The organism is Streptomyces sp. NPDC004435 (assembly GCF_042873895.1).
Lineage (GTDB): Bacteria > Actinomycetota > Actinomycetes > Streptomycetales > Streptomycetaceae > Streptomyces.
Genome location: NZ_JBIAMB010000001.1, coordinates 550,625 through 562,255 on the forward strand (window position 1 = coordinate 550,625; position 11,631 = coordinate 562,255).

Sequence of the window (11,631 nt, forward strand, 5' to 3'; positions counted from 1 at the left end):
GGCTTTGAGGGGTGAAGTGCCTTGTAAGAGTGCGGAGTTGTGGTTGGGGGGTGAGGGTGGGTGGCTCGGGGTGCGTCACGGCGGGGTGCGCCTTCGCGGTTCGGGGCGTCATAGCAGTCCGAAGGCGTCGAGCAGTGCCTCGGAGGCGAGCAGCATGACGGTGCACCACAGGGTGACGCCCGCCATGAGCCAGCCGATCAGCGGCCACCGGGGCAGGCCCAGCGCCGTGCCGAGCATCGCCGATCCCCAGGTGCCGAAGAGCGCCGGTCCGATGATCCCGAAGCCGATCACGCCGTACCGGTTCACCACGCGCCGGGCCCGCAGGCCGGTGGCGCCGTCGAGGCGGTTCCGGCGCTTCTCGGGCTGCGGCCCGGTGGTGACGGGCCGCCGCTTCGCGCGCCGGTTCAGCCATCGGGTACGGAGCCATCCGGAGGCGAAGACGGCGGACAGCAGGCAGCCGGCCGCACCGAGGAGCACGGCGGTGAGCGCGAGCGGCGGGGCGAGGGAGATCGAGAGACCGAAGGGGACTGCGGGGGTGCCCAGGGCGAATCCGGCGAGCGCGGCCCAGACGAACTTCAGCACGTATCACTCCTCGTCGTAGGGACGGACGCCGCGGCGGTTCGCGGCGAAGTGAATTGACTAACCAGTTATGCTATCGCGATGAGCACCTCACCATCCGCCTCAGCGTCCTTACCAGGCAGCTCGGTTGAGCGACTGGGGGCGTCCAGGTACGTACTTCTCACGACGTTTCGCCGGGACGGGCGGGCGGTTCCCACTCCGGTGTGGGTGATGAGGGACGGGGACTGCCTGGCCGTGTGGAGCGCAGCCGACGCCGGCAAGGTCAAGCGGATCCGCAACAGCGGCCGGGTGACCGTCGCCCCCTGCGACTGGCGGGGGACCCCGAAGGGGGAGGCCGTGCCGGGTGTCGCCGACCTTCCCGCCCCTCAGGACACCCTTCACTACCTCGATCTGATGAAGCGCAAGTACGGCCTCGTCGCGCGGGTCGGCTTGCTGGGCAGCCGGCTGAAGGGGTCGGGGCACCGCACCGTCGGCATCCGGATCCGACTCACCGACTGACCCTTCGCCGAGCGCCTGCCGCGCGTGGCCCGTGCGCTGCCCGGCGCTTGTTGACGAGCCGTCCGGTCTCGGGCACGCTGTGGCCCAGCTGGTTAACCATCTAGTTAGTCAAAATCTTTCGAATGGAGTGGCACCGCCATGTCGTTACCCACCGGTGAACTCACCAGCATCCCGCCCGAGCCAGGACCCTCGCACCCGCGGTCCTCGCGGCGGTGGTGGGCGCTGGCCGTGATCGCTCTGGCCCAGCTGATGATCATGCTGGACGCCACCATCGTGAACATCGCGCTGCCGTCCGCCCAGGCCGATCTGGGCTTCTCCGACAACGACAGGCAGTGGATCGTCACCGCCTACGCGCTCACCTTCGGCAGCCTGCTGTTGATCGGCGGGCGCATCGCCGACCTCTTCGGCCGCAAGCAGACCTTCCTCGCGGGCGTCATCGGATTCGCCGCCGCCTCGGTGCTCGGCGGAGCCGCCGGCAACTTCGAACTCCTGGTGCTGGCCCGGGCGCTCCAGGGTGTCTCGGGCGCCCTGCTGGCGCCGGCGGCCCTCTCCCTGCTGACGACCATCTTCACCGACGTCAAGGAGCGGGGCCGGGCCTTCGCGATCTTCGGCGCCATCGCCGGCGCCGGTGGCGCGCTCGGCAATCTGCTCGGCGGCGTGCTGACCGAGTACCTCAACTGGCGGTGGACCCTCTACATCAACCTGGCCTTCGCGGCCGCGGCGTTCCTGGGCGGCCTGCTGCTGATCGAGCGTCAGCCCAGGGCGACCCAACGCGGCAAGCTCGACGTCCCCGGAGCGGTGCTGGTCACCCTGGGGCTCTTCGGCCTGGTGTACGGGTTCTCCAACGCCGAGTCGCACGGCTGGAGTTCCCCCGCCAGCTGGGGCCTGCTGGTGGGCGGCGTCGCCCTGCTCGGCCTCTTCACCTACTGGCAGGCGACGACGGACCGGCCGCTGCTGCCCCTGCGCATCCTCCTCGACAGGGACCGGGGCGCCTCGCAGATCGCCATCCTGGTCGCCACGGGAGGCATGTACGCGGTCGCGCTGTTCCTCGCCTACTACATGCAGCAGACGCTCGGGTACACCCCGGTCGAGGCGGGGCTCGCCTTCCTCCCCATCCCGGTCGCCCTGGTCGTCGCCTCCGGTCTGGCCGTGGGCGTCCTGATGCCCCGGGTGGGGCCGAAGACCGTGATCCCCCTCGGAATGGCGCTGCTGGGCGTGGGCATGGTCTGGTTCACCCGACTGGAGCTGGACAGCACGTACGTCGGAGGCATCCTGCCGCCGCTCGTCGTCCTGGGCCTCGGTCTCGGCATGGTCTACGCCCCGGCGATCGACCTGGCCACCTACCGGGTGCGCGAGGACGACTCCGGCGTGGCCTCCGCGGCGGTCAACACCACTCAGCAGATCGGTGGTTCGCTGGGCATCGCCGTCCTCAACACGCTCGCGGCGAGCGCCGCCGGAGCCTATCTCGGCAGTCGGCAGCCGTCGCCCGAGGTGATCGCGGAAGCGGCGCTGCACGGCTACTCCACCGCGTACTGGTGGGCGGCCGGCCTCGCGGCCGTGGGCCTCGTCGTGACCTTCCTGCTGTACCGCCCCGGCGTTCGCGAGAAGGACCCCGACGCGGTGAAGACCGTCGCCATGTGACGACCCGCTCCACGCGGTTCCCTCCCGCACTACGCCGACACGGGAGCCGCCTCCCTCCCGATCACCCTGGACGCGGCCGCCCTCGCGGGCGCCTTCGCCCCGGGGGATCTGATCCTCATGGCCGGCTTCGGCGGCGGCATGTCGGCGGGATGCGCGCTCGTCGAATGGTGACGCCCTGACCTGCGGAAACGCTCTTGCGGGGGTGTTTCCGCACACGGCGGTCGTGCCACCGACGGGCGCCGCCGGAGAGCGCGGCGGTGCCGCCGCACAGCCCCGGGGGAGGGGCGCGGCGGTCCTCACCCGGACGGTTCCTCCTGGATCCGGCGGTCGATGAACGCGGCGCCGAACGCGTCGGCGACCCGTCGGGCCTGGGCGGTGTCGCAGAACTCCGCGGTCCAGTTCCTGGCGGTCACGATGCGCGAGGCGACCCGGCCGTTGCGGATCGTGAGCCGTATGGCGTCGTCCCGCTCCCTGGCGCTGTCGTACAGCTGGAGGGAGGAGCGGCCGGAGCAGGCCGCCGGGTCCTTCTCCGGGAGCCGGGTCCCGCAGGACACCGTCTTCTCGTCGACCTCCTCGCGCCCGAGGCAGAACCCCTTCTCCTCCATCGCGTCGGCGAGGGCGCCCACCGTGGCGTAGGCGGGCTTCTCCGGGATGTCGGGGAGGGGGTAGGGGGGCGGGAGGACGACGGCGTCCAGGGCCTCGGCGACGCGGACGGGGTAGCGGGCCTCCCAGTTGGGCAGGACGGCGATGAACCAGTTTCCCGCCGCCACGACGGTGGTCCCTCGACCGCGCATGCTGTCGATGGAGTCCCCGACCTCGTCGCGGGTGAAGTCGGTGGTGTTCAGTACCTGGATCCGGTTCTCGACCGTGGTTCCGTCGATCACGGTGGTGCAGGCGGCGGTGCTCTCCCTGGGCTGCCGGATCACCTTGCAGGGGAGCCCCGCGCGCTCCAGTGCCGCCACGACCTCATCGGCCGAGTCGTAGACCGGTCCCTTCGGTACGTGGTCCGGCATGGGCACCAGCGGCTTGCCGCCGCGCGGCTCGGACCCGGCGCACCCGGTGACGGCGAGCAGCAGGAGCACCGGGACGAGCGCGCGCAGCGTCTTCTTCATGGTCAGCCGTTTCCTGGCGGGGTCGGAGAGGGGCCGGGGCTGGGCGACGGCGTGCCCGGTTCGGGCTCGCCGGTTCCCGTCCCCGTGGTCTGGCCGGAGCGGTAGAGCGTTTCGAGCGAGACGTGGTGGCCGGCCGGCGTCTGCGACTCCAGCTGCCGGATGGCCTCCAGCCGCTCCTCGTCGGTCAGGGCCTCCCAGGCCATGGCGTCGTCGAGGTGCGGCTCGATCGCGTCCCAGTTGTTGCCCCGGGCCTTGATGTCGTAGCCCCGGTGCTCCGACTCGTCACCGTACTGCTCGTTCTTGTCCCGTACGTCGTCGTCGTCGGCGGCGTACAGGGTGAAGAGCTGCTTGTCGGTTCCGGCGCCGTGCTGATTCTGCTGGAGGTCCATCAAGTAGTAGGCGCTGAGCCGGACGTCCAGCTCGGGCTGGTGCTCGATCAGGGCCGCGAGCTCGTGGTCGCTGAGGTCGGCGAGGTACCGGCCGTCCTCCAGCTGGAACGCGTCCCGGTACGTGTCGGCGACCCCTCTGGCCGTGTCCGTCTTCACGTGCGTGATGCCCAGGGACTTGTCCGGTCTCAGGCCGAGGGCCAGGCCCCAGTTGAAGAAGCGGCCGAACTCGCTGAGCGGGCCCCGCAGACTGGGGTTGTGGTTCTGGTACCACTGCTGCTCCTGCCAGAGGATGGAGAGGAGCAGCTTGCGGCTGATGCCGGTCTCGGCGGACGCGAGGTTGACGGCCGACAGGACGTTCGGCGGGACGTTGATGGGGTGGAGTCCGTCCAGGCCGCCGGAGAGGCGCAGGGCTATCGCGAGCGGGCTGTTCGGCAGGAGCGCCTGCTCGGCGAGCTTCGCGTCGCCGAGGGCCGTCATGCCCTCGACGGTCCGCAGGGAGACGGCGGCGGTCGTGTCCGCCCGGCTCGCCCGTGTCAGCGCGTCCTTGATGATGCCCTGGGCCTGGGACCGCTCGCTCTCCTTGTCCTCCGCGCCCTCCTTGCCCGCCCCGGGGTCGTTGACCCGGCCGCTGTCGTCGACGCTGAACCCCTGCCGGCGCGCGTAGTCCATCCCGCTGGACAGGTCGCGCTGCGCGGCGGTGATGGCCTCGGCGAGGTCGTCGTACGTCCGGGCCATGGCGCGCAGTCCGACCGATGCGGCCTCGTAGTCGCCCGCGTGCTTGACGAACTTCTCGCGGGCGGCGCGTCCGGCGTCGCCCACCCAGCACTGGCGGAGCGTGGAGGCGATCTCGTCGCGCGCGTAGGAGGCCAGGGAGTCGCACTGCTTGGCCGCGGCGACGGCGTCGTCCGCCGCGTCGCGCCACTGCTGGGGGACGGCGCCGGTGAGTTCGGGTACGGAGACCATCAGGCTTCCTCCAGATAGTCGGCCGCCGCCCGGAGCTGGGCGGCGACGGATCCGTCCTCGCTGATCTGGGTGTCCATGCCCTTCGTCAGGGCGTCGGCGGCGTCGTCGACGAGGTCGCCGAGGGAACGCAGCCGTCGCTGCCAGGCGGTCACGCAGCTGTTGCTGGCGCCCCCCGCCTCCCAGCCCGCGTGCGTCCCGCCGACGGCGGCCGCGTCGTCCAGCTTGGTCTTGCCCCTGGCTTCGCTGTTCGCGACCACCAGCCCCGACGCCTTCGAACGGATGGGGGCGTCACGAAGCCCCAGATCGGACTGCTGGACGCCGGCGGGGCCCCCGCCCCCGCCTCCGTCCGCCGAAGCGAGCGCCATGCTCGTCTCGCGCCTGCGCAGCGCGTCGGCTTTGAGCTGGTTCCATTCCTCCGCGAAATCCATGCTTCCCCCTTCGCATCCGTACACGAGCACAGATGTCTGACAAGCCTACAAGGCTCCTCGGACGCAAGTTCGTTGACGGAGGCTCAGGCGGAGAGGAGAGGGGTGGCGAGCCAGCGGACGAGGGCGACCGGGTCGGAGGGGGAGCCCAGGGTGCGGAGTTCGCGGTGGAGGGGGCGGAGGAGCTCGGGACGGTGGAGAGGGTCCGTGGGGGCGGAGGGGGTGGTGGCGACGGCGAGGACCAGGCCGGTCCACGCTTCCGGGGACTCGGGGTCCTCGGCGAGGAGGCGGGCGTAGGCCGCGGGGGCTTCGGGGTCGCCGGCGAGGAGGGCGTGATCGGCGGCGGGGGCGGGCGGCTCCGCGGCGGGGGGCCGGGTCAGGCGGTGGCGGATCAGCCGGGCGCGGGTGTGCGCCCAGCGGGTGGTGAGATCGGGGGCGAGGGCCGGCGCGGGGACCGCTCGCGGCGGCGTCGCGGAGAGGAAGGAGCCGGCGAGGGAGCGTACGTCGGAGGGCGCCGGGGCCAGGTGCCGGATGCGCCACTCGGTGCGGTGGTCGGCGGCGGCGAGGGCCGCCCACGCGTCGACGCCGGGCCGCACCCGGGGGTCGGCGGACCAGGAGTCCAGCCGGGCCGCCATGCCGGCCACGAAGCGGCGCCCGTACGCGGTCAGCGCGGGATCGGCGGCCAGGGTCAGGACGGCCTCCCGCGTCTGCCGGCGGCTGAGCGCGAACTCGAACTCGGCCGACGCCCGCTCGGCGCACGGTGCCCGGTCCAGGTGCCGGGACCAGAAGTCGGTGATGCCCAGGAAGGCGTACGCCCCCTGGAGAAGGCCGCCCAGCGGGCGGGGGTCCTCCCGCCAGGGGGCGTGGTGCCGCTCCTCGCCGCCGTCCCGCTCCAGCGTCAGCAGGTGCAGCAGCGCGCCCAGTTTGGTGTGCTGGAACTCGTGGACGAGGGTCACCGCGAAGGTCACCGGATCCGGCGGCAGCGAGGTCAGCAGACCGCCGAAGGCGTCGCCGGACGAGGCGCTGAGCACCACCCCGGTGGGTGACGGGTCCACCGGGGTCAGGCTCCGTAACCCCGCCACCAGGGCCTCCGCTGACTCGGGGTCGCACGCCTCCAGGATCCCCAGCGCCCGGCCGAAGCCGTCCTGCCAGCGGGCCCGCTCCTCGGGCGGGAGCCGGTCCGGGGGCCGCGGGTCCCCCAGGTCGCGGTAGGGGTCGACGTCGTCGAGGCGACAGTCCGCGGACCGGCCCGCCACGCGCGCGTGCAGCCCGCGCAGCCCCAGCCAGCCCCGTGCGTCGCCCTGCGGCGCGGCCGGAGGCGGGGGCGGGCCGACGCACTCCCGGTGCGGCTCGACCACCAGCCGGCCCGCCTCCACCGCCACCTCCGCCGTGCCCTGCGGAGGACGCCCCGGCAGTACCGCGAGACCGAGGCCGGGGAACATCACGGCGCCGTCCCGCAGCGGCACGGTGGTGCGCAGCGGCAGCCCGGCACGCAGCGCGGCCACGGCGCAGAGCGCGTACACGTGCCCGAGGTCGGTCCAGAGCGGGCCGTCACCCCAGGCGGTGTGCCGCAGCCGGCGCAGCCCGTGGCCCAGCCAGCTGCCGACCTGCGGGAGCAGCAGCAGCTCCCGGAACTCCTCGGGCGCCCGCCGCTGGGCGTCCGTCAGCGCCGCCCACGCACTGTCCACGGCCGGGAGCGGCCCGAGGGCGCCGGGCGTGCGCGCCGCCGTGTCGAGCAGCGCCCGCAGCAGCAGGAGCCGTCGGCTGTACTCCGTGGTGCGCAGGAAGCGGACGACGGCGGGGCCGCCCCGCCCGGCGGCGAGGGCGTCGAAGTGCGCCGTGGGGAGGAGATGGTGCGCGGCACGGGCGGGCTGGTGACCTGCGTCGGTCTGCACGGATCCCCTCCCCGGGAACCTCAGTCGAACCGCTTGGGCGGCCCGTCGCTGGCGAAATTGACCCGGGGGCGCTCGACCTGACGGAGCAGCCGCTCCAGTGAGCCCGCGTGCAGGTGGGGGTGCTGCGCCTTGAGGACGGCCAGGGGGACCTCGCTGAGATCGACCAGTTCGGATCCCAGGTATTCCGGCTCCGTGTAGGCGTCGCTGTGCATCGGCCGTCCCCCCTCGCCCTGTCTGAACCCGTCGGCCTTTCATGATGACGCAGCGGTAGGTCTTGCGGAAGGGCGTGATCAGGCGGGTGCGCCCCCCGGCCGCGGTCCCAGCCAGCGCTCCGCCCACTCGGCCAGCTCGCGCTGCTCCAGCGACCCCGGTTCGAGGAGGGTGAGCGCCTCGACGAGGGCGGCGAGGCCGCCCGGATGACGCCGGCAGGACCGCACGATGCTGATGATGTCGGGCCGGGCCGCCCCGAGCCGGGGGATGGCGCCGGCCAGGTCGGCGGGCAGCATCCCGACGACGAGCTGCCGCTGGTTCTGGTCCGTCATGCCGGGCCAGCCCGCCAGCAGCCCGATGAGCGCGGCGAGGCCCGCGTCCGGCACCGTCTCCCCGGACCGGACGGCGGGCGGGGCGGGTGCCGCGGGCGGGGAGGCGGGGGCGTCGAGACGCTGCTCGTCACCCGCCCAGGAGCGGTGCCAGAGCGAGGTCGGCCGCTGGCCGCCGCCGGCGAACTCGCGCAGCACGGTGCCGGCGAGGGCGCCCATGTCGGGTGGCCACGCGGCCCCGTCCGCTCCGGACAGCGCCGCCAGCACGGCCCGGGAGAACGCCCCCGTCTGCGCCACCGGGTCGTTGGCCGCCCGCTGCCCGGGCGCGGAGGCCAGCAGCACGAACTGTTCCCGGCCCGGCAGCCGGTCGCCGCCCGGCGGGAGGTCCTGCGGCAGCGACCGGGCGAGCATCAGGTCCTCGACGAAGGTCTGGCAGGAGTCCACCAGCCAGATCTGGCGCCGGAAGCCGGGCACGAGATCGGTGGCGAAGGCGGTCAGCCAGGCGTCCAGATCGAGGTTGCGCCGGTCGTCGGGGCCCGCGTCGGCGTAGAAGAGCCGCCGGTGCCCCTGCGGGTCGGTGACGCCGTGCCCGCCCCAGAACACCCACAGCAGGTCGCCCTCCAGGGCAGGCAGCCGCCGGGTCAGCACCTGCTGCACGGCCTCCCGCCCCGCCGTCCCCGCCGGCACGTCCACCTCGGGTCCGCCCGCCCCCGGCAGCGGCGCGAGCAGCAGCGAGATGTGCGCCGGGGGCACCCCGCGCCCGCGCAGCCAGGCGGTGAAGCGGCGGGCGTCGGCGGCGGGCCCTGGCAGGTCCCAGGACGGACCCGCCCCGTACCGCTCCGCGCCGACGACGAGCGCGTACGTCCGCTCCGGGCGGGCCTCGGTCATGGCAGCTCCGCCGCGAGCAGGCGGTACAGCTCCGGGTTGCCCCAGTAGGCGCTGTGCGCGAGCGGGAACGGCTGCCGGCCGTCCACGGCGACGTCCTCGACGCGGCCCGGGAAGACCCCGGAGCCGATGTAGCCGAGCAGGTCCCGGGGGTCGTACACATTGATCCAGCGCGGTACGCGGTCGGGCAGCGGCCGGCCGTGCTCCAGGCTCGGCAGCGCCCCCAGCTCGTACAGGAACGGCGCCTGCGAGCCGACCGTCACCAGCAGCTCGACCTCCGGCAGCGCCCGCTCCACCAGCAGGTCGAGCGAGGCGATGCCGCCGAGGCTGTGGGCCAGCAGCACCACCGGCGGTTCGGCGGCCCGCACCGCCTCGGCGACGAGCTCGCGGATCGCGCCGCCCCTGGCGAGGTAGAGCAGGACGTCCCCGGCCGCCGGGTGGGCCGCGTCGGTCAGCGCCGACCTGCGCTTCACCGCCTGCGCCGAGGCGAGGCCGAGGGCGAGCCGCCCCGCGAGCCGCTTCACGCCGCGGACGAGCGGGCCCCGGTGGGTGCCCGCTCCGGCGCCGGCGGGCAGGGACTCGGCGAGCAGGCCGGTGATCCGGTCGACGGCCGCGTCCCGGGCGGTCCCGTCGAACGCGGTGCCGGAGCCGCTCACACCGGCCCGGCGGCGCACCGCCTCGGCGACGAACGCCCTGGCCAGGAGGTCGGGTCCGGCCACCGCGGCGGGGGAGCGCAGGAAGTCCCGGCCCTCCGGGGAGGTGAGCACGGCGGCCACCGCGGCGGCGAACTCCGCCCCGATCCCGGCCGCGCCGAGCAGCTCCCGCAGCCCGTCGTCCCCGCCGAGCGCCTGGGCCGCCGCGGACAGCGACCCGCCCGGCGGCACCGCGCCCGGCGCCAGCTCGACGCGCTCGCCGGACCCGGCGGCGGCCGGCCGCAGTTCGAACAGCGGGTCGAGGTAGAGCAGCCCCCACAGCTCGATGTCCTCGTCGTCCCCGCCGTGGACCGGGCCGCCCGGGTCCGCCGCGTCCCGCCCGGTCCCGTACCCCGGTACCGACAGGCCGCCGGACCGCAGAGCGGACCCCGCCGTACCGCCCCAGTAGCAGGGAGTCACGGTGACGTCGGGCCGGGCGGCCCGCAAGCCCTCCCGCACCCGTTCCAGGCTCTCGGAGTAACCGGGCTCGCGCACCCCCGTGCCGTGTACGAACAGCACCGTCGTCACCGCAGTCCCCCGTCCATTCCGGCATACGCCAAATGGCTTTCACGATAAGGCACTTGCCGTCACGACGGCTACACTGCGTAGGGGTTCCGGCGCAGCGTCGCGCGGCCGCCGAAAGGGGAACGCCGTGAGCATGGACTCCGTCGTCGGGCACGTCGTCGCGGCCCTCGCCGTGGTGATCGCGGCCTCCCACGCGGCCGGCGCGGTGGCCAGAAGATGCGGCCAACCCCCGGTGATCGGACAGTTGTTCGCGGGGATCGCGCTCGGGCCCAGCCTGCTCGGTCTGCTCCCCGGCGGGTTGCACGAGCGGCTGTTCCCGGACGAGATCCAGCCCGTCCTCGCCTCACTGGCCCAAGTCGCCCTGGTCTTCTTCCTCTTCGCCGTCGGCTACGAACTCGACCTCGGGGTGCTCCGCCACCGCGGGACGGTCACCGCCGTCTCGGTGACCGGCTTCGCCCTCCCCATGGCCCTGGGCGCCGCCATCGTCCTGCTCCTCCCCGGCGGCTTCGCGGAGGTCAACGACGGGCGTCCGGTCGACGCCACCTTCGTCCTCTACATGGCGGCCGCGCTCTCCGTCACCGCCGTCCCGGTCCTCGCCGGCATCCTCAAGGACCAGGGGATCGCCCGGACCCGGCCGGGCACGATCGCGATGGCCGCGGCCGGCGTCATCGACGCGCTGAGCTGGCCGGTCCTCGCCGTCGTCCTCGTCGGCGGCGCGGGCGGCCCGGTGCGGGCGTGGGCCCTCAAGGCCGTGCTGCTCGCCGCCTACCTGCTCGTGATGCTTCTCGTGGTGCGCCCCCTGCTGGTCCGGTGGACGCGCCGCCCGGGCATCGCCGCGGCCCACGCGGTGCCGGTCGCCGCCACCCTCGCCCTCGCCTCCGCGTGGGCCACCGACGCCCTCGGACTGCACCTGATCTTCGGCGCGCTGCTGGCCGGGGCCGTCATGCCCCGGCTGCCCGACGGGACGGCGGACGCCCGGATCCTCGGCCCCTTCCAGTCCGTCGGCGGGCTGCTGCTGCCGGTGTTCTTCGCGATCTCCGGCATGGCCGTCGTGCTCGGCGGGCTGCACGGCTCCGACCTGCTGATCCTCGGGGTGATAGTCGCGGCGGCGGTGGTGGGCAAGGTGGGCGCGGGGGTGCTCGCGGCGCGCGGCGCCCGGCAGCCCTGGCGGGACGCGCTGCTGATCGGCGTCCTGCTCAACACCCGCGGTCTCACCGAGCTCATCGTGCTCGACGTCGGCCTGCGGGCCGGGGTCATCCGCCCCCGGCTCTACGCGCTGCTCGTCGTGATGGCGCTGCTGACGACCGCGGCCACCGGCCCGCTGATCCGGGTGCTGCGCCGGCCGGCCGACGTGCCGCCGGGCCCGCCGGTCGAACGCAAGGTCCCGGACGGCCGCTCGGGCCCGGACGGGGCGGCTCCGGTCGCCGCCGACGCGGCCCCGGGTCCGCAGGGCCTGCCGCGCTGCCCCTGAGCCGCCGGGCCCGGGCC

Annotated in this window: 11 protein-coding genes and 1 pseudogene; 4 read left to right on the forward strand and 8 right to left on the reverse strand. The window is 74.1% G+C overall.

The window, feature by feature from the left end; all coding sequences use genetic code 11:
• Positions 1-108: 108 nt before the first annotated feature.
• Positions 109-582 carry a hypothetical protein gene (locus ACFYT9_RS02400; RefSeq protein WP_389160428.1) on the reverse strand — a complete coding sequence of 158 codons (474 nt, stop codon included), beginning with the start codon at positions 580-582 and terminating at the stop codon, positions 109-111.
• A 78-nt stretch (positions 583-660) separates the two neighbouring features.
• Here ACFYT9_RS02400 and ACFYT9_RS02405 point away from each other — a divergent pair, with 78 nt between their 5' ends.
• The 3 genes and pseudogenes from ACFYT9_RS02405 to ACFYT9_RS02415 form a co-directional block, all read left to right on the forward strand.
• Positions 661-1,077 carry a PPOX class F420-dependent oxidoreductase gene (locus ACFYT9_RS02405; RefSeq protein WP_387274648.1) on the forward strand — a complete coding sequence of 139 codons (417 nt, stop codon included), beginning with the start codon at positions 661-663 and terminating at the stop codon, positions 1,075-1,077.
• 138 nt (positions 1,078-1,215) lie between these two features.
• Positions 1,216-2,718, forward strand: coding sequence for an MFS transporter (locus ACFYT9_RS02410; RefSeq protein WP_389160429.1), 1,503 nt, complete (start codon positions 1,216-1,218; stop codon positions 2,716-2,718).
• Positions 2,719-2,736: 18 nt separating this feature from the next.
• A pseudogene (locus ACFYT9_RS02415) lies at positions 2,737-2,889 on the forward strand (3-oxoacyl-[acyl-carrier-protein] synthase III C-terminal domain-containing protein); the annotation flags it as partial.
• A 125-nt stretch (positions 2,890-3,014) separates the two neighbouring features.
• Here the strand turns inward: ACFYT9_RS02415 and ACFYT9_RS02420 are convergent.
• The 7 genes from ACFYT9_RS02420 to ACFYT9_RS02450 form a co-directional block, all read right to left on the reverse strand.
• A complete protein-coding gene (locus ACFYT9_RS02420) occupies positions 3,015-3,830 on the reverse strand; it encodes a hypothetical protein (protein WP_389160431.1) in 816 nt (271 codons plus the stop codon).
• Positions 3,831-3,832: 2 nt separating this feature from the next.
• Positions 3,833-5,182: a hypothetical protein gene (locus ACFYT9_RS02425; RefSeq protein ID WP_389160432.1), complete on the reverse strand. Its 1,350-nt coding sequence runs from the start codon at positions 5,180-5,182 to the stop codon at positions 3,833-3,835.
• Complete coding sequence (locus ACFYT9_RS02430; RefSeq protein WP_376595166.1) at positions 5,182-5,610, reverse strand: hypothetical protein; 429 nt, start codon at positions 5,608-5,610, stop codon at positions 5,182-5,184. Before ACFYT9_RS02430 ends, ACFYT9_RS02425 begins: the two co-directional genes overlap by 1 nt.
• Positions 5,611-5,693: 83 nt before the next feature.
• The gene (locus ACFYT9_RS02435) at positions 5,694-7,502 is read right to left on the reverse strand and encodes an HEXXH motif domain-containing protein (RefSeq protein WP_389160434.1); all 1,809 of its coding nucleotides are present in this window, start codon (positions 7,500-7,502) and stop codon (positions 5,694-5,696) included.
• A 20-nt stretch (positions 7,503-7,522) separates the two neighbouring features.
• Positions 7,523-7,714, reverse strand: coding sequence for a hypothetical protein (locus ACFYT9_RS02440; protein WP_376595164.1), 192 nt, complete (start codon positions 7,712-7,714; stop codon positions 7,523-7,525).
• Between the two features lie 78 nt (positions 7,715-7,792).
• Positions 7,793-8,929, reverse strand: coding sequence for a caspase family protein (locus ACFYT9_RS02445; protein ID WP_389160436.1), 1,137 nt, complete (start codon positions 8,927-8,929; stop codon positions 7,793-7,795).
• On the reverse strand, positions 8,926-10,137 hold the full coding sequence (locus tag ACFYT9_RS02450) for a hypothetical protein (RefSeq protein WP_389160438.1): 1,212 nt from the start codon (positions 10,135-10,137) through the stop codon (positions 8,926-8,928). The genes ACFYT9_RS02445 and ACFYT9_RS02450 overlap by 4 nt, the downstream gene beginning before the upstream one ends.
• 139 nt (positions 10,138-10,276) lie before the next feature.
• Between ACFYT9_RS02450 and ACFYT9_RS02455 the strand changes: the two genes are divergently transcribed.
• Positions 10,277-11,614 (forward strand): cation:proton antiporter, encoded by a 1,338-nt coding sequence (locus ACFYT9_RS02455; protein ID WP_389160618.1) that lies wholly within the window; start codon positions 10,277-10,279, stop codon positions 11,612-11,614.
• Positions 11,615-11,631 lie beyond the last annotated feature (17 nt).

What these genes read in the sequence shown, in the direction of transcription:
- ACFYT9_RS02405 (WP_387274648.1), top strand. Translation starts at nt 661, where the DNA reads ATGAGCACCTCACCATCCGCCTCAGCGTCCTTACCAGGCAGCTCGGTT.
- ACFYT9_RS02410 (WP_389160429.1), top strand. Translation starts at nt 1,216, where the DNA reads ATGTCGTTACCCACCGGTGAACTCACCAGCATCCCGCCCGAGCCAGGA.
- ACFYT9_RS02420 (WP_389160431.1), bottom strand. Translation starts at nt 3,830, where the DNA reads ATGAAGAAGACGCTGCGCGCGCTCGTCCCGGTGCTCCTGCTGCTCGCC.
- ACFYT9_RS02425 (WP_389160432.1), bottom strand. Translation starts at nt 5,182, where the DNA reads ATGGTCTCCGTACCCGAACTCACCGGCGCCGTCCCCCAGCAGTGGCGC.
- ACFYT9_RS02430 (WP_376595166.1), bottom strand. Translation starts at nt 5,610, where the DNA reads ATGGATTTCGCGGAGGAATGGAACCAGCTCAAAGCCGACGCGCTGCGC.
- ACFYT9_RS02440 (WP_376595164.1), bottom strand. Translation starts at nt 7,714, where the DNA reads ATGCACAGCGACGCCTACACGGAGCCGGAATACCTGGGATCCGAACTG.
- ACFYT9_RS02445 (WP_389160436.1), bottom strand. Translation starts at nt 8,929, where the DNA reads ATGACCGAGGCCCGCCCGGAGCGGACGTACGCGCTCGTCGTCGGCGCG.
- ACFYT9_RS02455 (WP_389160618.1), top strand. Translation starts at nt 10,277, where the DNA reads ATGGACTCCGTCGTCGGGCACGTCGTCGCGGCCCTCGCCGTGGTGATC.